Annotated in this window: 22 protein-coding genes; all 22 read right to left on the bottom strand. The window is 34.7% G+C overall.

The annotated features are described in order from the left end of the window. Positions 1-5: 5 nt before the first annotated feature. A complete protein-coding gene (locus RWN13_RS16500) occupies positions 6-1,823 on the bottom strand; it encodes a nucleoside-diphosphate sugar epimerase/dehydratase (protein WP_314065847.1) in 1,818 nt (605 codons plus the stop codon). Positions 1,824-1,858: 35 nt separating this feature from the next. Then, entirely contained in the window at positions 1,859-2,626 is a 768-nt protein-coding gene (locus tag RWN13_RS16495; protein ID WP_314065845.1) for a CpsB/CapC family capsule biosynthesis tyrosine phosphatase, read from the bottom strand. A 24-nt stretch (positions 2,627-2,650) separates the two neighbouring features. Then, a complete protein-coding gene (locus RWN13_RS16490; protein WP_314065842.1) occupies positions 2,651-3,349 on the bottom strand; it encodes a CpsD/CapB family tyrosine-protein kinase in 699 nt (232 codons plus the stop codon). Between the two features lie 15 nt (positions 3,350-3,364). Further along, positions 3,365-4,165: a Wzz/FepE/Etk N-terminal domain-containing protein gene (locus RWN13_RS16485; RefSeq protein ID WP_314065840.1), complete on the bottom strand. Its 801-nt coding sequence runs from the start codon at positions 4,163-4,165 to the stop codon at positions 3,365-3,367. Between the two features lie 88 nt (positions 4,166-4,253). Then, positions 4,254-5,381: a non-hydrolyzing UDP-N-acetylglucosamine 2-epimerase gene (wecB, locus tag RWN13_RS16480; RefSeq protein WP_314065838.1), complete on the bottom strand. Its 1,128-nt coding sequence runs from the start codon at positions 5,379-5,381 to the stop codon at positions 4,254-4,256. 302 nt (positions 5,382-5,683) lie between these two features. Then, entirely contained in the window at positions 5,684-6,631 is a 948-nt protein-coding gene (locus tag RWN13_RS16475) for an NAD-dependent epimerase/dehydratase family protein (RefSeq protein ID WP_314065836.1), read from the bottom strand. A gap of 8 nt (positions 6,632-6,639) precedes the next feature. Then, the gene (locus tag RWN13_RS16470; protein WP_314065834.1) at positions 6,640-7,530 is read right to left on the bottom strand and encodes a glycosyltransferase family 2 protein; all 891 of its coding nucleotides are present in this window, start codon (positions 7,528-7,530) and stop codon (positions 6,640-6,642) included. Positions 7,531-7,551: 21 nt separating this feature from the next. After that, positions 7,552-8,445 carry a glycosyltransferase gene (locus RWN13_RS16465; protein WP_314065832.1) on the bottom strand — a complete coding sequence of 298 codons (894 nt, stop codon included), beginning with the start codon at positions 8,443-8,445 and terminating at the stop codon, positions 7,552-7,554. 146 nt (positions 8,446-8,591) lie between these two features. Next, positions 8,592-12,032, bottom strand: coding sequence for a GW domain-containing glycosaminoglycan-binding protein (locus RWN13_RS16460; protein ID WP_314065830.1), 3,441 nt, complete (start codon positions 12,030-12,032; stop codon positions 8,592-8,594). Between the two features lie 405 nt (positions 12,033-12,437). Further along, positions 12,438-13,850 (bottom strand): oligosaccharide flippase family protein, encoded by a 1,413-nt coding sequence (locus RWN13_RS16455; RefSeq protein ID WP_314065828.1) that lies wholly within the window; start codon positions 13,848-13,850, stop codon positions 12,438-12,440. A 24-nt stretch (positions 13,851-13,874) separates the two neighbouring features. After that, on the bottom strand, positions 13,875-14,957 hold the full coding sequence (locus RWN13_RS16450; protein WP_314065826.1) for a polysialyltransferase family glycosyltransferase: 1,083 nt from the start codon (positions 14,955-14,957) through the stop codon (positions 13,875-13,877). A 58-nt stretch (positions 14,958-15,015) separates the two neighbouring features. After that, positions 15,016-16,104: a glycosyltransferase family 1 protein gene (locus tag RWN13_RS16445; RefSeq protein WP_314065825.1), complete on the bottom strand. Its 1,089-nt coding sequence runs from the start codon at positions 16,102-16,104 to the stop codon at positions 15,016-15,018. 16 nt (positions 16,105-16,120) lie between these two features. Then, positions 16,121-17,161, bottom strand: coding sequence for a glycosyltransferase family 2 protein (locus RWN13_RS16440; protein WP_314065823.1), 1,041 nt, complete (start codon positions 17,159-17,161; stop codon positions 16,121-16,123). A gap of 31 nt (positions 17,162-17,192) precedes the next feature. Next, positions 17,193-18,584: a sugar transferase gene (locus RWN13_RS16435; RefSeq protein WP_314065819.1), complete on the bottom strand. Its 1,392-nt coding sequence runs from the start codon at positions 18,582-18,584 to the stop codon at positions 17,193-17,195. A gap of 21 nt (positions 18,585-18,605) precedes the next feature. After that, positions 18,606-19,664, bottom strand: coding sequence for an EpsG family protein (locus RWN13_RS16430; RefSeq protein WP_314065815.1), 1,059 nt, complete (start codon positions 19,662-19,664; stop codon positions 18,606-18,608). A gap of 21 nt (positions 19,665-19,685) precedes the next feature. Beyond that, positions 19,686-20,630: a hypothetical protein gene (locus tag RWN13_RS16425; protein ID WP_314065813.1), complete on the bottom strand. Its 945-nt coding sequence runs from the start codon at positions 20,628-20,630 to the stop codon at positions 19,686-19,688. Beyond that, positions 20,627-21,817, bottom strand: coding sequence for a hypothetical protein (locus tag RWN13_RS16420; protein WP_314065812.1), 1,191 nt, complete (start codon positions 21,815-21,817; stop codon positions 20,627-20,629). The genes RWN13_RS16425 and RWN13_RS16420 overlap by 4 nt, the downstream gene beginning before the upstream one ends. Further along, positions 21,804-22,646 carry a dTDP-4-dehydrorhamnose reductase gene (gene rfbD / locus RWN13_RS16415; protein WP_314065810.1) on the bottom strand — a complete coding sequence of 281 codons (843 nt, stop codon included), beginning with the start codon at positions 22,644-22,646 and terminating at the stop codon, positions 21,804-21,806. Before rfbD ends, RWN13_RS16420 begins: the two co-directional genes overlap by 14 nt. 7 nt (positions 22,647-22,653) lie before the next feature. Continuing rightward, the gene (locus tag RWN13_RS16410) at positions 22,654-23,928 is read right to left on the bottom strand and encodes a flippase (protein ID WP_314065808.1); all 1,275 of its coding nucleotides are present in this window, start codon (positions 23,926-23,928) and stop codon (positions 22,654-22,656) included. A 40-nt stretch (positions 23,929-23,968) separates the two neighbouring features. Further along, the gene (gene rfbB / locus RWN13_RS16405) at positions 23,969-24,952 is read right to left on the bottom strand and encodes a dTDP-glucose 4,6-dehydratase (RefSeq protein WP_314065806.1); all 984 of its coding nucleotides are present in this window, start codon (positions 24,950-24,952) and stop codon (positions 23,969-23,971) included. Next, complete coding sequence (rfbC, locus tag RWN13_RS16400) at positions 24,953-25,513, bottom strand: dTDP-4-dehydrorhamnose 3,5-epimerase (protein ID WP_399553690.1); 561 nt, start codon at positions 25,511-25,513, stop codon at positions 24,953-24,955. It abuts the gene before it with no gap. A gap of 19 nt (positions 25,514-25,532) precedes the next feature. Next, the gene (gene rfbA / locus RWN13_RS16395) at positions 25,533-26,402 is read right to left on the bottom strand and encodes a glucose-1-phosphate thymidylyltransferase RfbA (protein ID WP_314065803.1); all 870 of its coding nucleotides are present in this window, start codon (positions 26,400-26,402) and stop codon (positions 25,533-25,535) included. Between the last annotated feature and the right edge of the window lies 1 nt (position 26,403).

Below are 26,403 nucleotides of genomic sequence, written 5' to 3'. Positions count from 1 at the left end.
CCAAATTAATAGTTGTTTTTACTTGAGTTATTAGCAAATGCTACCAAGTCCTTTGCCAATTTTTGTCTATCATGGGGTAATTGTTCTACAAAATCAAGTACATAGGAAGCCTCATAACCGCTTATATTTCCAACAAATATTTTCTCATGAACTTGATTTGGTGATTTTTCTTTATCTACCAATAATTCCTCATATAACTTTTCACCAGGTCTAATTCCAGATTCAACAATTTTAATTTCTTCTTCCGTATAACCACTTAACTTAATCATTTTTTTAGCTAGATCACTTATTTTTACTGGTTCGCCCATATCTAAAATAAATATTTCACCACCATTTGCTAACGCGCCAGACTGCAAAACTAATCGGCTCGCTTCTGGAATTGTCATAAAGTACCTAGTCATTCGTAAATCTGTGACTGTAATAGGTCCGCCGCACTCAATCTGTTCTTTAAACAGCGGAACCACACTTCCTCTGCTACCTAGTACATTACCAAAACGAACAGCGGAAAATTTAGTTTTGCCTGGTTCATTTAAACTCGTCACAATCATCTCTGCAATGCGCTTAGTCGCTCCCATAACATTAGGCGGGTTATTCGCTTTATCGGTTGAAATCATAACAAAAGAAGCCACACCGTATTCTTTGGCCGCTTCCGCAACATTTTTTGTTCCATAAATGTTATTTTTAACTGCCTCAGTTGGGTTGTATTCCATTAGAGGGACATGTTTGTGTGCAGCCGCATGGTAAATTATATCCGGTTGATGTTCGCTAATAATATCAACTATTCTATTTCTATCTTGAATATCTGCAATGATCGGAATTATTTCTGTATTCTTATGTTTGTATTTCACTCTCAACTCTTTTTCGATTAAATATATAGAGTTTTCTCCATGACCTACTAATATGAGTTTTTGAGGATTAAAACGAATGACCTGTCGACAAATTTCAGAACCTATCGAACCTCCTGCACCTGTTACTAAAATCGATCTATTGGTCAGTTGGTTAGAAATAGAATCCATGTCCAATTTAACTTCTTCTCTACCTAGTAAATCAACCACGTCAACTTCTCTTAATTTAGTGACATTGACATCACCATTTACTATTTGTTCAATCGATGGCATGGAGTTGATTGAAACAGAAGTTTCTTTTAAAATATCGAGAATCCGCTCAAATCCTTTTGACTTAAGCGACGGAATAGCAATTGTCACATTTTCAACATTGTATTCTTCAATTAATAAAGGCAATTCATTCGTTGTCCCGATGACTTTGCTTCCATAAAATAGCGTGCCAACTTTATCTTGGGCATCATCAACAACACCAACAATATTCATTTGATTATTAGTAATCGATGCATTTAAGGTATTTAATAATATCCCCCCGCCAGCCCCGGCTCCAACAATAATCGTATTTTTTTGTTTGCGTTTGTCCTTGATTTTATTATTTTGATATTCAATCAAAATACGCCAAGTAACACGACTGGCACTAATAACAAACATACTTAATAAATAAGTAAAAAAAATGTACCGCTGGCTATAGACATCGCCGCTAAAAATAAAATAGGCCATTTCAATAAAGTAGGAAATTATTAATGCAAAAAAGATTGCCACTAACTCCTTGAGACTGGTATATCGATTAATGCGTGTAAAAACTTTAAATATTCTGCCTAATACTAAATATAAAAGCAGCTGAATGAGTAATGCTTTTACTAACACCTCATTTGAAATAGCTACAAAAGGCTTCATATATATAAAGGAAAATAGATTCGCTAATGTGATTAATAGTGAATCTACTGCTAACAAAGTGACAATTTTTACTTTTCTAGTCATACTCAAAAAACCTTCTTCCAACCAAACATTTTCCCTTATTTAAAAAGACTAAACCGATTCTTTTTTACGCCAATGGGTTCTGGCACTTTCACTGTATCTCCATTAATAATCTCTTTTGCCACTTGTTTAAATGATTCTACTTTCTCATAGCCAAACTCTTTCTCCATTAGCTCATAGGCTTCTTTCATATAAAAAGAACGTCTCTCTATATTATGAGCATCCGAAGCTACCATGTGCACCAAATTATGTTCCAACATGATTTTTGCCGTTTTTTGAATTTTTTTACCAAAAGTTCCCACATAACTAGGTGCCGTCATTTGCGATAAGACGCCCATTTCTAAAAAGGGAATAATCTTGTTCGGGTCATCAATAAAAACAGAATTCCGTTCAGGATGAACTATGATTGGCGTAATTTCGTGACTTAACAGCTCAAAAAAAAGTTTTTCAGTAAATGCTGGAACATCATTACTGGGAAATTCAATTAATAAATATTGATCATCAATATCAGCAAACAAGATATTATCCTGATCAATGTCTTGAAGTAACTCACCAGTAATCCTAACTTCCTGTCCTTCAAATAAAGTTAGAGGTATCTCTCGATTATCCAACTCTTTTTGCAAGGCAGCAACATGTTGAATCACATCATATTTAGGGTTACGATACGTGCCATTGTTATGGTGAGGAGTGCAAAGAATGTGGGTAATCCCACTGCTGACTGCGACGTTTGCCATATGAATGGAATCTTCCAAATTATTCGCTCCATCATCTATTCCTGGTAATATATGACAGTGTAAATCAATCATTCTCTTCACTCCTCAGATTATTATTTAGGCACCATAGTAATAGTAGCCCTGGTCAACATTTCGAGTTGAGCCATTATACACAACACCCAACATATTGGCATTAACCATTTCCAATAAACTTTTCGCTTTGATTAAAGCATTTTTATTCGATACCCCTTCACGAACCACCATAATGGTACCATCCACTTGTGAGGCCACTACCTGGGCATCTGTCACCGCTACAACAGGCGGCATATCAAAGATGACCAAATCAAACTCTTGACGCATTTCTTTAATCACTGTGTGCATCCGCATGGATCCTAACATTTCAGATGGGTTGGGCGGTTTTGGTCCACTTGATAAAATGGTTAGATTCTCAATTCCAGAGGATTGGACAACATTATGTATTTTTGACTCACGTTCACTTAACAAATTGCTTAACCCATGATGGTTACGCAAGCCAAAACTTTTGGCGACTGTTGGTTTTCTTAAATCGGCATCCACTAACAAGGTTCGAATGCCTGAATTAGCAAAAACGACTGCTAGATTAGCAGAGGTTGTTGATTTGCCTTCTCCCGGTCCAGAAGAGGTAACGATCAAGGTTTTTAATTCTTTGTCTACCATGGCAAACTGGATATTGGTTCTAATGGTTCGGTACTGCTCAGAAACAGGAGAGGTTCGATCAGCTAAGGTAATCAAACTTACTGCTTGAGTGGTTTCTTTGATGACTTTCTTTTTAAACATTCCATTCTCCTCTTTCTAAACTCGGTTTCGTTGACGTCTGGTTTGTGAAGCAGCGTTATCAGTGGTCGTATTAGTTCGTACGTTTGCTGTCTCTATCGGTTTTTGGACGACTTGTCCACTTAACTCTTTAGCTGTCATCTCCGGAACTGTCCCTAGGACTGAATACCCCAAAATATCTCTAGCAAATTTATCATCTTTAACCGTTTTATCTAACAACTCAGCTAAAAAGGAAAAACCCACACCAACCATTAGTCCTAAGACTAAGCCGATCAATAGATTTAATTTATTATTTGGAGAAATTGGGGTCACATTCAATGGTGCCGGTGCAATAATTGACACTTTATCGACTTCAAGAGTTTCCTTGGCTTGTTCTTGGAATACTTGAGCGGCTGTATTGGCGACAGCTTGGGCAATCTTTGGATCTGTATAGGTCGCTTTAATCGAAAACATTTGCGAGTTTTGTTCTTGGGTGACTTGCAGCATGCTTTGGATATCACCTGCTGTCCCCTTAAAATTAGTATCTCGCGCCACAATTTCCTGTGTTGACTCTGCTAAGGTATTAGATGTTGTAATGAAATCTTTGTAAGTCGTAATCATATACAAATTAAAGTTAACGTCATTAACATTACTATTAGTTCCTTCCGCCGCACGAGGCAGTTTGACAATTAACTGTGTCGATGAGCTAAACTTCGGTGTCATTACCATAAATGTTAGGACAGCTGACACGCCTAGACCGATAAACATTGAAGTAACGATCAAAGCAAATCGTTTTTTTATAATACCAAATATTTCTTGTAAACTTATTGTTTCTTCCATTGTATCCTCCAAAAATATTATTCTCACACTTTATATATAACAATCATTATATCATATTAACTAACCACTCTAGGTTCAATATTTGAGGTTACTGGCTATTATAGTCAGCGAATGATTTTTCAATAGCCTCTAGAATATACTTACTTGCTTGGCCATCACCATAAGGGTTCTTAGCATCTGCCATGCGTTGATATTCTTTGTCATCCTCTAAAAGCTCTAGCATGCCCGTATAGACGTCCTCGTACTTTGTACCAATCAGTTTCAACGTCCCTGCTTTAACACCTTCTGGCCGTTCTGTCGTGTCTCTCAGAACAAGCACAGGTTTACCTAATGATGGGGCTTCTTCTTGGACTCCGCCCGAGTCACTCATGATAAAGTAGCTTTGATTGGCTAAATTATGAAAATCCTCTACTTCTAACGGGTTAATCAAATGAATCCGTTTATGCCCACCTAAATAGATGTTAGCTAAATCTTGAACAACAGGGTTTAAGTGAACAGGGTAGACAATCTCAATATCCCCTTTTTCATCCACCACTTGCTTGACTGCTTGAAAGACTTCGCGCATTGGTTCGCCTTGATTTTCTCGTCGGTGCATGGTCAACAAAATCATCTTATGATTCGGATTAATTTCGGGTAAGGACCCGTGTATATAACCTTCTTTAATTGTATAACTGAGTGCGTCTATGACAGTATTTCCCGTAATAGTAATTTTCGCCGGATTAATGTTTTCTTTTAACAGGTTGTCTCTGCTTTGTTCCGTGGGAGCAAAGTAGAGATCACTCAAGACATCTGTCATTTGACGATTCATTTCTTCTGGATAAGGTGAATACTTATTCCATGTACGTAAGCCCGCTTCTACATGGCCAATTTTGACTTGATGATAAAAAGCGGAAAGGCTTGCGGCAAATGTAGTCGTCGTATCACCGTGTACTAAAATAATATCTGGCTTGCTTTCCACAATAACCTTTTCCAACTGAAGGAGGATATTCGTTGTAATTTCTGCCAGACTTTGTTTGTCTTTCATTATATTTAGATCATAATCTGGTTCGATTCTGAATGTTTTTAACACTTGATCCAACATTTCTCGATGTTGGGCCGTTACGACCACAACACTTTCAAATTTCTCAGCTTGAGCTTCAATTTCTTTAATAAGTGGTGCCATCTTGATTGCCTCTGGTCGAGTACCAAAAACTGTCATTACTTTGATTTTACCCAATCTTTTCACCTGCTCAACTCATTTTTTTGGTTCTTCACTTCTTCTATTATATAGAGTCTTCACTCAAATTCAAGGGTTATCAAGTAATTTAACAAGAAAACAGTTGGTGTAAGCATTTTTATGACAACAATTATCCTTTAACATTATAACATACCGACTGTTCATTTAACGAATAATTTTAAATATTCCGTCTTTTTCGCGCTTACGCTTCCGATTATGGCTAAAAACAAGCCAAAAAAACTATTCATCAACTAAGTTTGGACACTTCGTTTAAATGAATAGTTGTAATTGTTATCCGACCATTAACTAAAGCCTTTTTTAATGCAATCGTTTAAGCCTGCTCCAACAGAATATTCTGGGTTAAAGCCTAACTCCTTAATCTTGCTTATATCTGCCAATGAATGTTCGATATCCCCTTCGCGACTTTCTTGATAGTCGATTGGCAATTGAATTTCCAGGGATTCTGACAAGAGGCGAACCAGTTCGTTCAAGGTTGTCTCAGTGCCTGTGGCAACATTGTATACCTCACCCAATGATTTATCAGACTTCGCAACTAACTCTAAGGCATTCATCACATCTTCCACATAGACAAAATCGCGTGACTGTTCACCATTTCCAAACATGGTGAAGCTTATCTCTTCACCAGCTTGTTTGCGTTTCAAACGATCTAGGATGATCGAAATAACTCCTGAGTATGGTGAATTCGGATTTTGTTTAGGGCCGTACACATTAAAAAATCGGACTGCACTTGTGGGCACATTATACAACTGACTGTATGCAAGTACATATTTTTCAGCGGCAAACTTATCTATGGCGTAAGGTGTTAAGGGTTTAATAACCGACTCTTCTTTTTTAGGAAGCGTTGGTTCATCACCGTATACAGCAGCTGAAGACGCAAATACTAGTCGTTTTAACCCCTGTTGGTATTGCTTAGACAGTTCTAATAAGTTAAAGACGCTATCAAAGTTTATTCGATGGGTTTCTAGTGGCCTCGCTACTGAATCAGCTACACTGGCGATAGCCGCGAAATGATAAATATAAGTAAATTGATTTTCTGACAAGACCCGTTTCATTAAGTTATGATCCGTCACGCAACCTACGATAAATTCAATATTCTCACTTTCTGGCAAATTATCCTGATTGCCCATGGATAAATCGTCAATAATCACTAATTTATTTGTTTGGTACAGTTTATTGGCTAGGCTTGAGCCAATAAACCCCGCACCACCTGTTATTAAAATTTTATCCATCTTGCTACCTATCCTTTCAAATCCTGATACTTATTCTTGTTAACCATTCCGTCCCAAAAGTAATGTCCAAAACGCCAGCCATTTTTTTTAGTTATCCCACTCTTTAGTGAGAATAATACTATGTAGGGATAAAAAATCATTTTATTCAGAGCTGTCCCGTTCCTTCTAATAAATACCACCAGATTTCGGTACATAAAGTACTCTGATAAGCCAGAAACTTTATTGATAGAAGCCGAACCTTTATGGATAACTTTCGCATCTGCCACACACACCACATCAAATCCAGCTTGCTTTATTTTTAAGCACCATTCATTTTCTTCATAAAATAAAAAATAATCTTCAGGAATATCCCCAACCTTATTGATTGCTTCCATACGCACTAGCATACAGGCTCCACCAATATAGTCACAAGGAATGATCTTTCCATTAACAGTTTCTTCCTTTTCTTTGTGAAACAGTCTGGTTACCTTACCTAAGTTCATATTGACAGTCGAACCTGCTGACTCAATCAACCGATCGTCTTCGTATTCACAAATTCTAGGCCCGATGACCCCTGCTTCAGGATGTTCATCCCCGTATGCTACTAGCTGATTCAGAAAATCAGGCTCAACAATGACATCATTATTTAAAATACAGACATAATCATATTTTTCTTCTTGAGCCTTTTTAATTGCCAGATTATTACCATAGGCATAACCGCCATTAACCATAGACAGCATCAAGTCAATAGAGGGGACTTCCCTTTGAAGAACTCTTATAGAATCATCTGTCGAATGGTTGTCCACAACGATTGTATGAAAGTTTTCATATGTCAAACGACTGATACTGCTAAGACATTCAATTGTATCTTCAGCATTATTGTAATTTAAGACAATAATGGCAACGCGTTGTTGCTTCATAAGTTGAACAATCCCTTCACACTAATATAAATTTTTATCAGCCAATGCCTGTGCTTTTTTTCTTGCAAATTGCCTGACTAAAGGCAATAATAACAAAGCGGATATTAAACGATACTGCTTAGCACTATTTTTCTCAAGAATATCTATAGTAACTTGTTCTTTTTCTTGAGTAAAATAATGAATAACTAATAATTTTATTTCATTAATGTACAATCGTTTGCTTTTTATTGGATATTCCTCTTTGATTTTCTGCTGCACGTAGAGCTGGTATTCGTTCATTCGTTCTCGTTGTCCCATGGTATTAGTATCATGAATATGAACCGTCGCGCCTATATATGACTCATCAAAATATATTCTTTTTCCATATAGCTCTTGGACCCAAAAAAGCCAATCTTCACAGTACTCTATTCCCACATTAAAGGTTACTTTTTTATGCTTGTTTTTACGAAACAAAACCGCATGTATTGGAAAAATGTTGTGAGCAAGCAATTCATCTCTATAGTATAGTTTGGGCCATATTTTTGCCACTTCTTGTGTATCTTTTATGTAGTTAACCCCTGATACATGAGCTTGCATTTCCAATTTCTCCTCTAGGTATGTTACGCCTACTTCCACCTTTGTTTTACTTAACTCATCATCTGCGTCTAAGAATTGGATATAATGACCTTTTGCTCTGTCCAACCCCATATTTCGCGCTAATGAGCGTCCTTTTTTTTCAGAGTAAACATAAACTATCCGAGGGTCTGTATTACTTTTTATAATTTGAGCTGTTTGGTCAGTAGACCGATTGTCAATGATAATAACTTCAATTTCCTCGTAACTTTGATTTAAGCATGAGGCGATTGCCCTCTGAATTGTTTGTTCAGCATTGTTTACCGGAATAATAATTGAAACTAAAGCACTAATAAGTATCACCACACTTTTTTTGTATTAACGTCTTGTATTATATCATATTTTATCCCCAAGATAAAAATGAAAGTTTCTTTCAACAAATGCTTAAATAACCTGCTCCAACTATAAGTAAATAGTAAGGGCAGGTTATTTATCTCCTCTTTTACGACTTAATCATACTGTGTGAGATTCCACTCTGTAATAATTCTGTTTAATTTATCATGATAAGTCGGGTCAGTTGCATATTTACCAGTTAAAAATTTCGTTGCATTTTGGTAGTTTTTAGCAACCGATTTCCAAGTACCACGATAATAGTTTTTATCCCAGGAAACTCCGTTTAGTAGCTTATCACCATTATCTTCAAAAGATTCTTGTTTGCTAGGGTACTTCTTAAATTCAGCTTTGACTGTCACCCATTTATTTGCCTGTACATCAAATTCGAGGGTATCCTTCATGACATATGCTCCGTTATATTTTCCTTTAATACCAAATAAATTATGATTTGGCGCCGTACCTAACTCACTTTTGCCATAATTAGATTCAAGAATTGCTTGAGCTATCATAACTGAAGCAAATAAATCTCCACCCTTTATAGCTTTTTGAGCTGAGATCGCACTTTCGTACACAAACGTTGAATTAACATCGTTGATATCGGTAAACGCCTGACTGTCCATCCAGCCAATCGTTTTGCCCTCGACAGCAAATTGATACCACACAGCCCTAGCAGTTTTGGCTTCAGCAATTACGACAACTTTTTTCTTAAAATAGGGAATATTGGTTCCAATGTTCACAACACTAGGATCAGTATTATAAATACCATTATACACGCCATGTGTTATTCCTTGCTTAATTTCCTTTTGGTACATCACATCTTTTTTGTAAACTATACTATCATATGCTGTAAAAGCACGACTATCCATCCAACCGATTATATTGCCATCAAGTGAAAATTGATACCAATGAGCGCGACTGGTTTTTGCCTCTTGAATTATTTTGACACCCTTTCCAGCATAGGGCGTACCTGAAGACAGTCCGACTGCAGTAGGACTGGTTCGATAGATTTCACTAAAGACTCCGTGCCCTTTAACCTTCTCATTTGGTAAAATTTTAGCCCATACATTGAGCGTCTTTTGATCGGTAATCACATCATATAAACTAAAAGCACGACTATCCATCCAACCAATCAATTTACCTTCCACTGTAAATTGATACCACAGAGCTGATTTTGTTCTTGCTTCCTTGATTATTTTTACTACTTTACTGGCATATGGTGTTCCTGCTGAGAGTCCAATTGCATTTGGACCTGTATTGTAAATTTCTTTAAATACTCCATGGTTTTTTACTTGATCATTCGATAAGACTTGCGCCCAGAGATTTTGTGTGTTTTCATTTGTAATGGTATCGTACATGACAAACGCTCGACTATCCATCCAGCCAATTATCTTTCCATCAAGAGCGAACTGATACCATAGTGCACGAGTTGTTCTTGCTTGTTTTACTATTGTTATCCCCTTAGCAGCATAAGCTGTCGCTGTAGTTCCTATAGCATTTGGGCTGGTGTTATAAATCTCGTTATAGACACCATGGTTTTTTGCCTGAGCCAAAGGAACTATTTTTGCTAACATGTTCATATCTTTTTGGTCAGTAATTATATCATAGGTCTCAAAGGCTCGACTATCTAACCAACCAATCAGTTTTCCATCAACAAAAAACTGATACCAAGTAGCTCGGCTCGTCTTTGCCTCTCTGGCAACTTTTACGCCTTTACTAGCATAAGGTGCCGCACTAAAACCAATATTGTTGACGGCCGTGTTATAGATTTTAGGGTAAATCCCATGATTTTTCGCTTGATCAAGTGGTTTAATCTTTAAGGTATAATCCACAGCCTTATCGTACTCAATTTTATCTACTGGCACTATTGCTTTACTCTCAATCCAGCCTACTTCACGTCCGTTGTATTCAAAATAATACCACACACCTTGATCTGTCTTGGCTTCCTTAGTTACTGTAACTGACTGTTCAGCAAATTGTTTCCCTTGTCCAACGATATTAATTAATGGTTTCGTATTGTAAATACCGTCATAAATTGCTTGATTACCAACTATCTGCTCTGTATTAACCATACCACTAATGTTAACAGTTTTTTCATAGAGAATATTGTCGTATTTTACAAAAGCCTTACTGTCCATCCAACCTACAACTCCATTGGTATTTGTAAATTGGTACCAGATAGCCCTATTTGTTTTAGCTTCTCCTATAATAGTAATATCCTGATTCTCATAAAGCGTATTAACTCCTACATTACTTATTCCTGGTCCAGAATTATAAATGCCATCATAGATACCGTGAATACCTGCTTCACTAGTTGCTTTAATAGATCCTTTATAGTTAACCGTTTTAGAATATTCGACAGCATCATACAAATTAATACTACTAGTAGACACCCATCCGCCTAACTCTTTACTATAGTAATGCTTCTTACCATCACTTGTTGTTGCCTCTTTTGTAACAGAAACATATTTATTAAGGCTATTGACTGTTGAGCTCGTTTTTATTGCTTCAATTGTTGTTCGAGGCTTTGAAAAAATATCCTCTGATTGAATCACTAACCCTTGTGAGTTAACCTCTTTTTCTTCGGTGATAATCGTATAATTTAATGTATTGTAGTGGTATTGAACTAGTTCATAAAACTCATTGAAACTGTATCCATACTTCTGAAAATAGCCTACAGGATCGGAATGATTAGTCCCCCCAAGGAGGCTGGACACTTCAAAATGCCCCCAAACAGACCCTTGAGGATTTCCTTTTCCACCAGCGGCTCTTCCTGGTAATAAATTGTACCGTTTAAGTATATGAGCTGCGTAGTATGCTTGATTATTAACTGATTTATAAAAATCTGTTTTGTTACTATGCTCTACTAATTCAATATGAACGAAATAAGGATTCGCATTAGGTCCTGCCCCCCAAGCCGCATAATCGGTTGGATGAATTTCAATAATATTATTGGCATCCGCAAAAGCTTGAACAAAAGCATTTTTATAATTATTAGTCATATAATTAATTTCATTCCAAATGGTTGAATTGGGATTAGCTGTTTCGTGAATTACTATTCCCCGAGGTTTACCAACCCCTTCAGCATAACCAAATTTAGGAAATTGCGGTTTATAATTCGTAACAATATTGGCGTGAGGGTATTTTATTATCTGATTATTATTTGAACTAAGGTAGTTTGAGTAACTATAGCTCGATGCAAACCCTCTTAATTGTTGTTGCAACTCAGCTAGCGGAATTTCACCTGGTAAAATAGAGGCATCTTTAATGTCCTGTTCCGTCGGTTCTTCAGGAAAATAAGGGTTATCTGCAAAAGGATTTGTTAACAGTCGATTTACTTCCTCATTTTCAGATCTCTCACTACTAGAATCAATACTGCTCGATGAACTAAATTCGCCTTCAACTGATTCTGTCATACTTTCAGCCACCTTACCATCTGTTGCTATATTACTACTCTTAGTATTTTCTTCTGCAAGAGCTGCTATTGAACCGGGTAGGCTATTACTCAAAAGTAAGATACTAACTAGCGTTATTTTTAATCCATATTTTAACTTTTTCACTTTTTTCGAACCTCTCTCTCTAATGCAATAGGTATATTATAGCAAAAATAATATAATAAACTAGACTTTTTACTTTATTATGGAGCTATATAAATCAAAAAGTTCTTTTCCATGCCGTTTTGGAAAGAACTTTTTGACTAACCTTAACCATTCTTTTGACTATTCAATAACCAAAGGCACATAATAATGAAGGATATTAAAAGATACGCTCCTAAAAAAATATATATAAGGTTGTGGGGAAATCCATTTTTCACTATGTTAACTACACAGAATAATAAAACAAATAAGCCTGTTTGAATCATTAACCAAGTACTATACGCTATTTTTTTTTTCACTATCAGCCCCCCTTTCCAGAAACTCTAAAACTAAGAACTTTTTAACAAGCTTATACAAAATTTGATTTATTTAAGCTAAATATTCCTTACCTTCTTTATAGAGCTTAAATAACAGCCCTAAACAAAAAATGCTCATAATAGCATATTTCAATAACCAATTATCCAATGTCAAGAATAAACAAATCCCAAATACTCCCAAAATAGAAGAATATTGAATAAACGTTTTTAAGGGGAATATCTTTTCTTTAAAGATTTTTAAAACAATAATTTGATGGAAAACATAAAGCAATATGTATGTGACTAAATTAGTCGCTCCTGCCGCCATGTATCCATAACGAGGTATTAACAAATAATTCAAAGCAATATTTATCCCTGCACTTAAAACAGTACCTAAGCCTATGATTGATGTTTTTTTCAAATAAAACTCAGCATTTACTGGAAAACCATACAAGAACATGAAATAGTAAGACATCGATATTGGAATCAACAACGGAATGGCTTCAAGATATGAAGCCGGAGCCATTATCCTGGCCAAATCGGTAGTAACAGTCATAACTCCTATTGTCATTAAAGTAAAAAAATAAGTAAATAACTTAGACACTTTAAAAATTTCCGTATATTTTTTTTCACTCATTTTATTAAAAAACCAAGGTACCCAGGCATTATTAGCTGAGCTCCATAAGACATTAATGATCGAACTTATATTATAAATGTACCCGTACAATCCCACATAATACGCTCCGTAAAATTCTTTAATAATAATTCTATCAAAACGCGACAGCAGCATGTTCCCTAAAGAATGAGGAATAACTGGTAATGCAATTTTCAGCGAAAACTTCCAGTATTCTTTATTGTACAGTTGTTTACCTTCAACTAATAACTTAATCAATATGACCAATGCTAGTGCAAGTAATCCAAGAGTGCTACCAATAATTCTCCCGTCAGCAGGTTTGTTTTCATAAACCGTCACCATAAATAAGAGAGATATACCAATATTTAGCATTGTACTTAGAAATAGTAAGAAGATATTCCGCTTATAATATGAATTAATGATATAGTATGCTGATAGAAAAGAAATAATGAATTGGGAATAACTTTGAATGATTACAAAGTTTAACATCCAATTATTTAAATTGGAAAATAAACCTAGATACGAATAGGCTAGATTTGAGATACCTAGTAACATGAAAAAGAATAGGGTCCCTAGAAAAACAACTGATGATAGAAAACGTTTGATATCATCTTTATATTCAAAGGTAGCATTATTTACAGCTGCACTTAGATTCAAACCTACAATTACTGTAAAAATTGATACCCATGATGTGAAGTTATCTACCGTTCCATACTGATCCACCGACATCATTTTTGTAAAAATTGGAATTGTGAAAAAATTTACCCCTTTAAGTAAAAAATTTGCTGCTGTATACCATATTCCGCTTTTTATTAGGGCACTTCCATTGAATTTTTTTAACATATCTTTCATGCCATACCTCTTCTATCTCTTAATTTAAGTCCTACTGATGATTTTCCCAAGTTCTTCAATATTAGCAGGTAATGAAATAATACCATTTGACAATCGATTAAAGCGTCGCACTAAATTGGAGGATTTCTCTAGCGTTTTACAAGTTTTGTGATTTAACTGCAACTCTTTTCTTTGTGACAATAATACATCGGAAAGAAAAACTGTTTTCTGATCATTACCAAAAATCAAGAATGGCGTAAACGCTACTGTAGAAATTACTGTTACTATCAAACAGTTGATCACGTCCGTTTCTATTAAATACAACTCCCATGGCAAGTTTGTCTCAAGAATTTCATATTGTTTATTAAACCGTTCTCCAAAAGTTCTTGGATGGAGTTTTACTTTGATTGATCTCGATTTCTGATATTTTTCAAAAAATTTTAAAATCAATTCTTGATCAATATTCAGTAGCTCATGTTCGAATGGCTGCTCGATAAAAACAACTGAATCTTTCAACTGCCTATCATTATCGGATAAATCAAAAATTCGGCTAATAAGAACTGTTACAGGATTATTCAAAGTCAGCTTTGGCAATCGTTTAAAAGACGCTTCCAATTCTACTAGCTCTGGTTCATAAACAAAATAATGTTTAAATTCATTCAAGTAGATGCTACTCCTATTTAACTTACTATAATACCGATGACCTCTACTATCCTTATCTAGTACTTGAGGGTTTATATAAATTCCCATCCCATCTTCAAGATAATTCAACTCTAAATTCGAGTTTTGGTGTTTAGCTTGTGCAAATAGTAGCTTAGAGAAATAATTATCTCCTTGAATAAAAAAGATGTCATAATGAATGTTTGTTATTGGTTCTGATAAGTAATTAGTGAAGTTATTTAGCAAAACCTCATAGATTTTTCTGAACTTCGAGGTATTATTACCATTTTGAACTAAGTATACATGCTCAAAAATATTCTCTTCTTTGATCCTTTGGTAAATGACTTCAGCGTTTTGAAACTCATTGTAAACAAACAAATCACAAAGAGCATCTTGATAGAAATTTTGTTGAACATTAAGGATGTTAATAATATGCAAAGGTGTCCATGCTGTAAAAGCTACTCTCATTTGTTCCTCCTAACTAAAACTCTAAATCATACTTGATAGCTGTCATAATAACAATGGGTTATCTTTTATAAATTTTCACCATTTTATCGGCCGTTATTACATAATCATATGCTAATAATTGCTCTGTTACTTGATTGTCTCGTGGTAACTCAAGAATAGTTGTAGCCCATACATCCGGCTTTGTTTCTAATGGTAAAAAGGTAACATTATCCGTTAACTTTGTTTCACGAGAGATTGTATTTGTTAAAACCAGTTTAAGTTGCGTTGCTTGCGCTTCAACCGCCACTGTAGGTAGTCCTTCATAGAGGGATGTTAAAACAAAAACATCCATAACTGACAGAAGCTCAGGAATATCATTCCGCTCTCCTAAATAAAGGATTTTATCACTAATTGCAAGTTCTGAAGCTTTGGCTAGAACCTCTTCTCTTAATGAACCATCTCCAATCAACACCAATCTCGAATTCGGTTGTATCTTTAAGAGTTGAAAAAAAATTTTGATTAGCAACTCATGATTTTTCTGTTTTTCAATTCTACCGATTGTTCCTAGAACAAATTCATCCTCTTTCAAATTTAGGTTGCGTCGATTAACTGATTTTTCTCGGCTTGCTTTTTGAAATAACTTTAAATCAATACCATTGTAGATGACTTCAAAAGGCTGACTATCCCCAAAGAGGCTTTTTCCAGCCTCTGTACTGCAAGCAACAAATTCAGTTCCATTTTTTAATAGTAAATATTTAAAAAAACTTCTAAGGCCTTTTAAAACAACATTTTCACCTTTACCATCAGTAGTTGCATGGCTATGAGCAATCCTTTTTTCAATGCCATGGCGCTTAGCTAACCCTAAATTAATTCCACCACCAAAATAGACTTGATTATGGACGATATCAATGTTTTCCATTTTTAAAAGTCTATTTACTTCCTTAATATATTTTAGGATGTTTTTTTTAGGATTCGTAACCACAAATAGTCTTCCTCCTAAGGCCTCAATTTCTTGATGATAATCACGAACATCCTGATAGTCATCATAAATCACAAAATCAAACTGAAACTCCTGCCGGTCTATAGCGCGATAGACATTCATCATAAAGGTTTCTGCTCCACCCTTCCCCATTCGGCCTTGAAAATGTAATATTCTTTTTATCGCCATCTTATATTGCCCCTAACTAATACTTTCTTTTTAACAACGCTATAACGCCTGGAAGTTTTCGCTCAACAAGACTTCCAACATATGTGGCGCCATATAAAAGAGGATATGGGCACCTAAATATAAATTTTGTAACTTTTTTAGTGGTCGATTCTGTGCGGCTAATTTTTTTTGCCTCAATAACTGTCGCATCTTTCGAAATAGTTTTTATTAGTTTTCTTTTTTCTTTATTAGATAATTTTTTTTCACTATGAATAGAAAAAACAACTGACGTTACACCTTTTAAGTAAAGAGAAGCTGTCCCGTCTTTGTTCAAATTACTAGTTAAATCATTAGTTTTTAAATAAAACTCTTTGAACGTTTCAAACTTATTATCATGGTATTTATTTGTAATCCCCTCAGCACCGTCAAAATAATAATGATACGTTACCTTTCTTGTAGTTATCACGCGGGAACAATGATGGTAATAGGCAATATTAAATAAGCGGTCTTCACAACTGTTATAAGAGTTAAACGATATTCCGTAATCTCTGACTATATCTAATCGATAACACTTGTTCCAGCAAACATATAACAACTGTCGATTCATTAAACCATAGACGCCTTCAATAAACTCATTGTGACTCTGATACTTTTTATCTTCAATAATATAATCCTTTTTGTTGATGACACTTCCCTTTTGCATGGTATGAATAACAAATGATGAAATGATTAAATCAACATCCCTATTGTCTTGAATAAGATGACAATAATCTACCAAGGAAGTACTAGAAAACTTATCATCCGCATCAATAAATATAAAATATTCGCCGTTTGCCAATGACAAACCTTCATTTCTAGCATTTCCTGGGCCATTATTTGGTATGGTTTTTGTTGAGAACCTTTGATCTGTTTTGATACTTTCTAAAATAATTGCTTCTGTATTATCAACAGATCCATCATTAATTAATATACACTCAAAATCTACACCACTTATCTCCTTAATTTCAGAGATAAGAGTTGCGATACTTGATTCTGCGTTGTACACTGGCACGATAATACTAAAAAAAGGTTGTTTCATTTCTATCCCTCACATATCCACTTATATACGTTTAGTTATACACTCGAATCTTCTCTTTTTTTAAATCATCCAAAGTCATTGATTCAAACTGCTCTTCAACCCCACTAGATGACACTTTATCAAATAATATTTTAATGGTTTGGAACATAATTTTAACATCCATTACTAAAGAATAATTTTTAATATATATCAAATCAAACTTTAATTTATTATTAAAATCACTTGCGTACTTTCCATAGACTTGAGCATAACCAGTAATACCCGCTCTTACTTTATGACGTAAATAATAACTAGCGTTCTCACTATTAAATTGATCTACAAAGAATGGACGCTCTGGTCGAGGGCCAACGATTGACATATCTCCCTTGAGGACATTTAGTAATTGAGGAATCTCATCCAATCTTAATGCACGTAAATATTTCCCAATACCTGTTACCCGACTATCATTAGAGGTAGCCAATACAGGACCTGATTTTTTTTCAGCCAAATTTTCCATTGTTCGGAATTTTAAAATTTTAAATTCCTTTTGATCTTTAGTAATTCTAATTTGACTGTAAAATACTGGCCCTCGTGACGTAAGCTTCACAAGTAATCCTGTAATCAGCGTAATCGGTAGGGAAAGGATAAGCAGAATTAAGGAAACAACAATATCAAAGGTTCGCTTAATCAGATCATCCTCAGCAGGAATTTTAAAGTCTGATACTTCTATCATACTTTCATCATCAATATTCATGATATTTGGATTAATTAGAAGTAAATTTTTGAAATCAGCTTTTAAAAAGAGTTTTTTTTCTTCTCTTATAATTAAATCAAACACATGGTTGTCATCCCCAGCAAGATCGCTTGCAACATAAACTATATCGGCTTTATCAATCTCTTTTTTTAAATTAGTTAAATAATCTGATGTAATAGCTGTCGTAATTCTGTGACGTTTATTCTTAGCTTCAGAAATATTTTTATAAGCGTCTATGACACTCTTTTCATCACCAACAACAATTACAGATTTAGACCCACTAACTCTTTGATACAATTTATAGGATAACCACCGCCATACAGACAAAATAATAGTACTGATTACAAAAGAATACAGCACCACTGAACGCGGTAAAGCTAAGCCTCTAGCAAAGAATGTCAAAGCCATTAAGACAATCGTAAAGAGAAACTGAATGATTAATGTAATAACAATCGTATCACCTATTGTTTTATTGTAATAGACGTACACCCCAAAAAGAATGTTAATAATAATAAAGATTAAGGATAAATATAACGCAATTTCTCGATAGGGATTAAAGTTATAGTCGGGAATTTGATTGCCAAATTTAAGTAAATAGGATAATCCAATGGAGAGGTTCAGTAAAAAAACATCCACTAATCCCGTTGCTATTTTCTTTAATTTCGTCCAATCTTGTTTTTTTTGATTCATTAAAAACTCTCCATTTCTTAATTAAAAAACTGTATCATAGGGTACATATCCATTATAAGCCCCGGAAACAACAAATATCAAGATAAGTACTACTAATGAAAATAGATAAAATGCAATTAATGAAATGTACTTATTTTTCAACAAATGTTGAAACATTAATGGAACCACAAGAATCTCAGTTGTAGCAAATACAGTACTTATTCTTCCTCCAACTGTACCTAGACTTCCAAAAAGAATTAATATCAGGCTCGATAAAAAATATTCTTTTAGTACGACTTCTTGATTAGTATAATTGATATTTTTTTTTGATAAAAAAGTGTATGAGGCACCAATAAATATTGCCATTTGCATCCATAAAATTGGATTCAACAGACCGCTACCTGATGTGTAGGCTGTTGAAGTAAAATATGTTGCATATCTTCCTGGAATAAGCCAAATGTAAAGACTGGGTATAGATAAAATCACACTGCCTAGTTGGCAAACAGCCATCCAAACAAGCCCACTTTTTACGGTTATTTCTGAAAACATATGATAGAACAGATACACCAAAATCATCGCTAAAGACACAATATGGAATAATGAAGCAATCCCAACAATAATTAAAAACGGAACCCATCTCTTTCCTTTAATGAAAGGTATCGCAAACAAACAAATAATACACGCAATCGACGACCTGATTTGCCCCATATCTCTAACAATGAAAAACCTGGCGTAGTAATACACTAACCCCATAGTTGGATAAGGGATACTCTTATTTAAAAATATCATTAATAGACTAACGGATATTACAGAAAAGAAAAAGAGAAAATGATAAAAAGTCAAACCAAACACTGAAAATAAGAAATTGAAAAATAGGTAACCTGGCTCAGCATCAATTCCTCCATTAAATATATCTGAAAAGCTGGTTATTTTCTCAAAAAAAACTCTATATGAATTGTAATCATACCCCATTTCAAAGCGTAGACCTGAGAATAATATCATTATTACTCCCGCTGCATAGAAAAACTTGTTACTTTTTGTAAAAATCTCCGCTATTGACATGAGTACTATTAGAAAAAAGATACCAAAATAAACAAACATAACTTCTCCTCATCCTTACTTCTAAAAATAGATACACTTCACAGTGACGTTAAGATTTTTTAATAACTCTAGTTGAGTATTATACCATACTTTTGTAGTATTATTTTTGCGGCAAATTAAAATAACTTCTTGGTAATTAGAATTCAAATTATCTTCACTTAGTAAGTTATTGATGATGTCAAAATTATCGCTAGTTCCAAGCGTTGTAAGTACTTCGGGATCCATTGCAATGACTAATTTTCTACCCTCATTCATCCCTTTAACAGCCGTTCTCAATAACTCTTGTCGCTGATCATTATTTTGGAGATAAAGTTTTTCTAGATTCATCACAGGTACATCAGTAAATAAAGAAAATCGATTTCTAATTAATTGAGATTTAGAATCTTTCATCCAAGATAACAGAAAACCTACGAGAATCGTTGTCACTATTGTCCCTACGATGTAAAGTAAAATAATTTTAAGTGATATCCCCTGCTCAACGAGAAGTAACTCCGCCTCCGGATCATATTTCTCTGGGTGGGTTGAAAGTAAGTAAATTGATCGATCAGCAAAATATTCAGATTTAGAATTCTTAAAAATATCATAAAACAATTGATTTACTTTACGCTCCCCTGTAGTTTTTAAAGTCATAACACCTACCTGATTATTGTAAGTAATATCATAATTTTCAATCAACGCATGTGAGTCCAATTGATCAGTCTTAAGATTTTGATTAAGAATGTAGTGATCTAGGACATACTTTATAGTCTGAGGGTTATTACTAATATTCCCTTCCTTATTTTCTACAATAAACTCAAACTGGTACTTGTAATCCTCTTTAGGATCAAGGGTTGAATGACCAAAGTTTACTGAAATGGCAAAGAACATTCCAAAAAGAGCTAAGGCAATTACCGCCGCACTAATAAAATTCTTCTTATTATCTTTGACATAGATTACGACGTCTTTTAAGTCCGGCAAATTGTTCATTTTTTACTCCTAACGAAATAATTATTTAGATCTATTGATTTAAAAAAAGATATAATAAAGGGTAACATGAAAAGGGTTCTAAAATAGAGTAAATTAGAAAAACCAACTTCAAATGACATAAATAGTAAAAAGAGTGATGCTCCAAATAATTTACCTAGATGTCGCTTTATAAAAACAAAAAAATTAGAATAAATCAAAATCATACCCAATACTGTTACACGTTGAGCAAAATGGGTAATTCCACAGTCTATATAATAGGTTCCCCAAATTGAAATATATCCAAGTCCTTTATATGGTTTTTCTAGTATTCTAGCAATTTGAACGGTAATCGTCCCATTTTTACCATAACGGATTCCTACACCATTAGAACTTTGCTTGGCAAATAAATTCTGCTTGAGCGTCGTAACAATATCGGATTTCAATCCAAACACTAAAAAAGCAATAGTTACACCGCCTAGCAAAATAAAAAAATACTTTTTATCATACATAAAAACCATTAGTAATATAACACCTATTCCTAAGACTAGATAAACATAAGATGTAGTGGATTTTACTTCAACTAAAAAATAGAGTAGTACCAGTGCATATAGTAGATTGTCATAATGACGTACTTTAATAAACGCTAAAATATTCATTAGAAAAAAGATAAACAGATAAAAACCAGCAATGGAATGTGTGCCAAAAGTGTTAACTGGTTTACCTTCATTGATCATCGTTCCAACTAAACCGCCATAAAAATAATCGTATCCACCTTTAATTAGATTAACAACAGGCTCAAAATTAATAATAATCGAAAGCCCCATAATAATAGTAATGATACTTGCAACTTTTAAAATACGATTAAGAGAGCTAAATTCAAAAGTAATCCCACTAAAATCCAAAGAAAAGATTAACATCAAGGCTACAAACATTAATGCATAGTAAATCAACATTCCATATGGATTCATAGGATAATTACCTAATAGTGTGTACCCCATTAGCAGACCATTTATAACAAAAAAGCTGATTTTATTAAAGGTTGAGATAGCTGATTGCTTAATTAGTAAAATGAGTAGGACAAGAATTAAAAAACTGACATAAATCATTTCATTCCTCATCCAATGGCCAACTGTTGCCGGCAAGTATAGACCTACTAAAAATAGCATTCCTATTATATCCGTCGTTTGCAGTTTTTTAATCTGATTCATTCAAAAAAACCTCCAAGGCTTCTTTCCATGTCGGAATAACAAAGCCTGTCGCTTTCGCTTTGTCTAAATTCATAATAGATCGTTTGGGTCTATTAGCTTTTTGTGGATAGTTATCCGAGCTAATCGGATTTATCTTAACTGACTGATTCTTTAATATCTCCTGAGCAAACTCATACCAACTACATGACTCATCATTTGATAATTGGTATGTCCCGTACTCGGCTTTTTCTACTACTAGATGCAACATGAATTCGGCTAAAGTTCGAGTCCATGTTGGTCTGCCTATTTGATCACTGACCACCGTTAAGACATCCCGATTTTTCGCTAATTTTTGCATCGTAAATACAAAATTATTACCGTACTTGCCATAAACCCAGGAAGTTCTAATAATATAATACTTTGTACAAGTTCCCGCTACAATCTGTTCACCAGCTAATTTAGCCATACCATATTGGTTGATCGGGTTGGTTTCATCTTCTGGGTAATACTCTCCTTCAGACTTGCCCCCATCAAATACATAATCTGTGCTGATATAAACTAATATAGCTCCAACACTTTCTGCTGCTTCGGCCACATGACGTGTTCCTTCAACATTGACTTTCGCATTCAACTCCTTACTTTCGTCTTCGGCAGCATCTACCGCAGTATATGCTGCACAGTGAAAGACGATTGTAGGACGTACTTGATTAAAATAATCGATTACTTGCTTTTGATTGCAAATATCTAACTCTTTGCTATCAGTACCAAGATAGTCAATTTCTTTTTGCTCTAAAAATTGGCCTAATTCCGTTCCTAGTTGACCATTTTTCCCCGTTATTAAAATTGTCATTCATCTGTCACTCCAATGTTTTTATAGTTCCCTTACTGATACTGATTCCTTTTTTATTCACGAATGCTATCAACAGTACGGTCACTAATGTTTCTATTATCATAGCGTTAATTGCTGTTCCAACTGCTTGAAAAAGTGAGGTTAACACAATAATTGAAACTAAGCTAATACAGCCTGCAATCAAGTATATCTTAGATAACTGTTTTTGATAACCAAATGTGGTCATTGTTAATATACCATAAACATTGCCCCAGGCAACCATAAGTGGTAAAAAAGACATAATTTGGATTAAGAGCAGCGAATGATCAAACTTATTTCCAAAAAACAAGGTTAGAATTGGTCCTGTTCCAAATAATAAAATTAAGCACCCAACAGAAAATAACGCCGTGACTACCATCCAAATCTTTCGAATAATTTTTAGTGACTCCTCTTTTGATGTCGTCGCAAGGCTAGCCACTCTAGGATAAAAGGTCTGAGTAATCGGTGTCGCAATACTGGCGCATGCTCTTATCAAAGTATTAGCCAGATTAAAATAACCTGTGGCCCGATCCCCGACTAAAATACCTAATACAAAAATATTAGTGGTTGTATAGACACTCGTGGCAATATTTGAAATAAAGAGATGCCACGAAGACTTGAACTGCTCAATAATTTCATTAAAGGCAATACGCTGAAACTTAATTTGATATTTAAAGCGAACAATCAATACGGCGACCATTCCCACTACAATGTAGCCAAACGAATTAAGTAAAGCAACTTTCTGGATATCTTGTTGATTTTTAACAAATATGAATAAGCCTATCGTAAAAATTAATTTTGAAACAAAGTTTAACAGGCCAATATTTTTCATCTCTTCAATACCTTGAAAAAACCAAATCGGTAAAAAAACATTTCCGACTACAATGCCAAACATTAATAAGTATAGTCCCGGATTTTCTCTAAGTTTTGGTATCAGCACTATCATTCCTAATAATATAACCAAACAAAGGGCTAATAAAATAAGTTTACAAATCAGCACTGTGGAATAAATTTTTTCGATTCTTCCAGGTTTATCACGATTTACTGAAATTTGTTGAGTTGCTGTAATATTAAATCCATAGTCCGTAACTAAAATAAAATATTGCATGACAGCTTGAGCAAAGCCCACTAAACCATAATTTTCGATGCCTAAAACCAAAACCAGATAAGGCATTGTGATCAATGGCAATACGTAATTTAACAGCTGAACGCTGGCTAGAGAAAAAAAGTTCACAACAAATTTACTATTTCTAATTGATTTCATTTACTTTCCTCTTATCTCAAAACATAAACAAGTGATTGCTCTAACCAAGTTTTGCTCGTTCTTTTAAAGGTCTCCACCATGACTCATTGGCTAAGTACCAATCAATAGTTTCGATTATCCCTGTTTCAAAGGTATAGTTTGGCTTCCACCCCAGCTCTGTTTCTAGTTTCGTCGGGTCAATAGCATAACGTAAATCATGGCCTAACCGATCTTCCACATATGTTTTAAGTTCTGGAGATAATTGTAATTTTTCAATAATAATATCAACAATTTGATTATTCGTTCGTTCATTGTGGCCACCTACGTTATACACTTCACCTTTAATTCCCTTGTGCAAGACTAGGTCAATAGCTTGACAGTGATCTTGAACATGTAACCAGTCACGAATGTTTTCCCCTGTACCATAAATCGGCAAATTGTTTCCATCCATCCCATTGGTAATCATTAAAGGGATTAATTTTTCAGGGAAGTGATATGGACCGTAATTATTGGAACAACGTGTGATATTAACGTCCATTCCATAGGTTTCGTAATACGATCTAACAAGTAAATCGGCACTCGCCTTACTTGCTGAATAGGGGCTATTGGGTGCCAATGGGGTCTCTTCTGTAAAATATCCTTCGGCACCCAGTGAACCATATACCTCATCTGTAGAAACTTGTAAATACTTTGTTACTTCCAATTCTTTAGCTACATTAAGTAAATTCAACGTCCCTTGTACATTGGTTTCAACAAAAATTTCAGGGTTTAGGATACTGCGATCAACGTGAGATTCTGCTGCAAAGTTAACAATTGCTGAAATATTGTGTTCTTTAATCAGGAGTCGGACTAATTCACGATTGGTAATATTCCCTTCCACAAATAGATGGTTGGGATTATTACTAATATCGTCTAAATTATGGATATTCCCTGCATATGTTAATAAATCTAAATTAACTACGTTATAGTCAGGATGGTTTTTCAAGACATAATGGACATAATTACTGCCAATAAATCCAGCACCACCCGTTACAAGTAAATTCATTTATTTTCCCTCCCAAACGAAATTATTTTCCGCTTCTTTCAAGCGGGGATGCTTAGTATCTTTTTCTGATAGAATAGGACTCGTTACAGGCCAATTAATTGCTAGATCAGGATCATCAAAGGCGATTCCTCTATCATGTTCTGGAGAATAAAGTTGATCTACTTTGTATTCCACATTAACATTTCCTGTAATTGTACAAAAACCGTGGGCAAAACCAGCCGGCACTAACAATTGGCGATGGTTATATTCACTTAAGATAAATCCCTCCCACTTACCATAAGTTGGTGAACCTTTTCTCATATCAACTAAAACATCATAAATCGCTCCGGTTGTGGCTCTAACAATTTTTGTTTGAGCTTTCGGATTCAATTGGTAGTGCATGCCACGAATAATTCCAGGTTCAACAGATAGTGAGTGGTTGTCCTGAATAAATTCATGAGTAATCCCGGCTGTCATAAATTTATCTTTTGTATAGACTTCAGTAAAAAAGCCACGATGATCACCGAACACGTCTGTTTCAATAATTTTTACATCTAATAAACTAGTTTCAATTATATTCATTTCAATGCCTCTTTCACTTCTAATTTTGCTCTGCCAAACGCAATAAATATTGGCCATATTCATTTTTCTTCAATGGTTGAGCCAATTTTATTAATTGTTCCTTATTAATATAATTCATGCGAAACGCAATTTCTTCCAAACAGGCCACTTTAAGATTTTGTCGTTTTTCAATTGTTTCGATAAAGGTCGATGCTTCTAACAGTGATTCATGAGTGCCTGTGTCTAGCCAGGCAAAGCCACGCCCCAATAATTCGACATTTAATTGACCTTGCTCTAAATAAGCTTTATTAACATCGGTAATTTCAAGTTCTCCTCTATGAGAAGGTTTGATATTTCGAGCAATTTCGATAACTCGGTTATCATAGAAATAAAGACCTGTCACCGCATAATTACTTTTAGGTACCTCAGGTTTTTCTTCAATAGAAACGGCGCGCATATCATCATCAAATTCCACCACACCAAAACGTTCAGGATCATTAACATGATAACCGAAAACAGTTGCTCCTTCACTGCGATTAGCTGCTCTTTGCAATATTTTGGATAAACCACCACCATAATAAATGTTATCTCCTAAAATCAAGCAAACCGAATCATCTCCAATAAAGTCTTCCCCTATGAGAAAAGCTTGAGCTAAGCCGTCTGGTTTAGGTTGGACCTTATACTCAATTCTCATGCCAATATCTTGACCATCACCGAAAAGATGCTCAAACCTCGGTGTATCTTCTGGTGTTGAAATGATTAAAACCTCCTTAATACCAGCTAACATCAGAGTTGACATTGGGTAATAAATCATCGGCTTATCATAAATTGGCATCAATTGTTTTGAAGTTGCTTTTGTTAATGGGTATAAACGAGTACCGCTGCCCCCTGCTAAAATAATTCCTTTCACG

The sequence above is a fragment of the uncultured Vagococcus sp. genome (assembly GCF_963518325.1).
Classification (GTDB): Bacteria; Bacillota; Bacilli; order Lactobacillales; family Vagococcaceae; genus Vagococcus_D.
The sequence above is the reverse complement of the archived record's forward strand: the minus strand, read 5'-3'. Positions and strand labels throughout refer to the sequence as shown.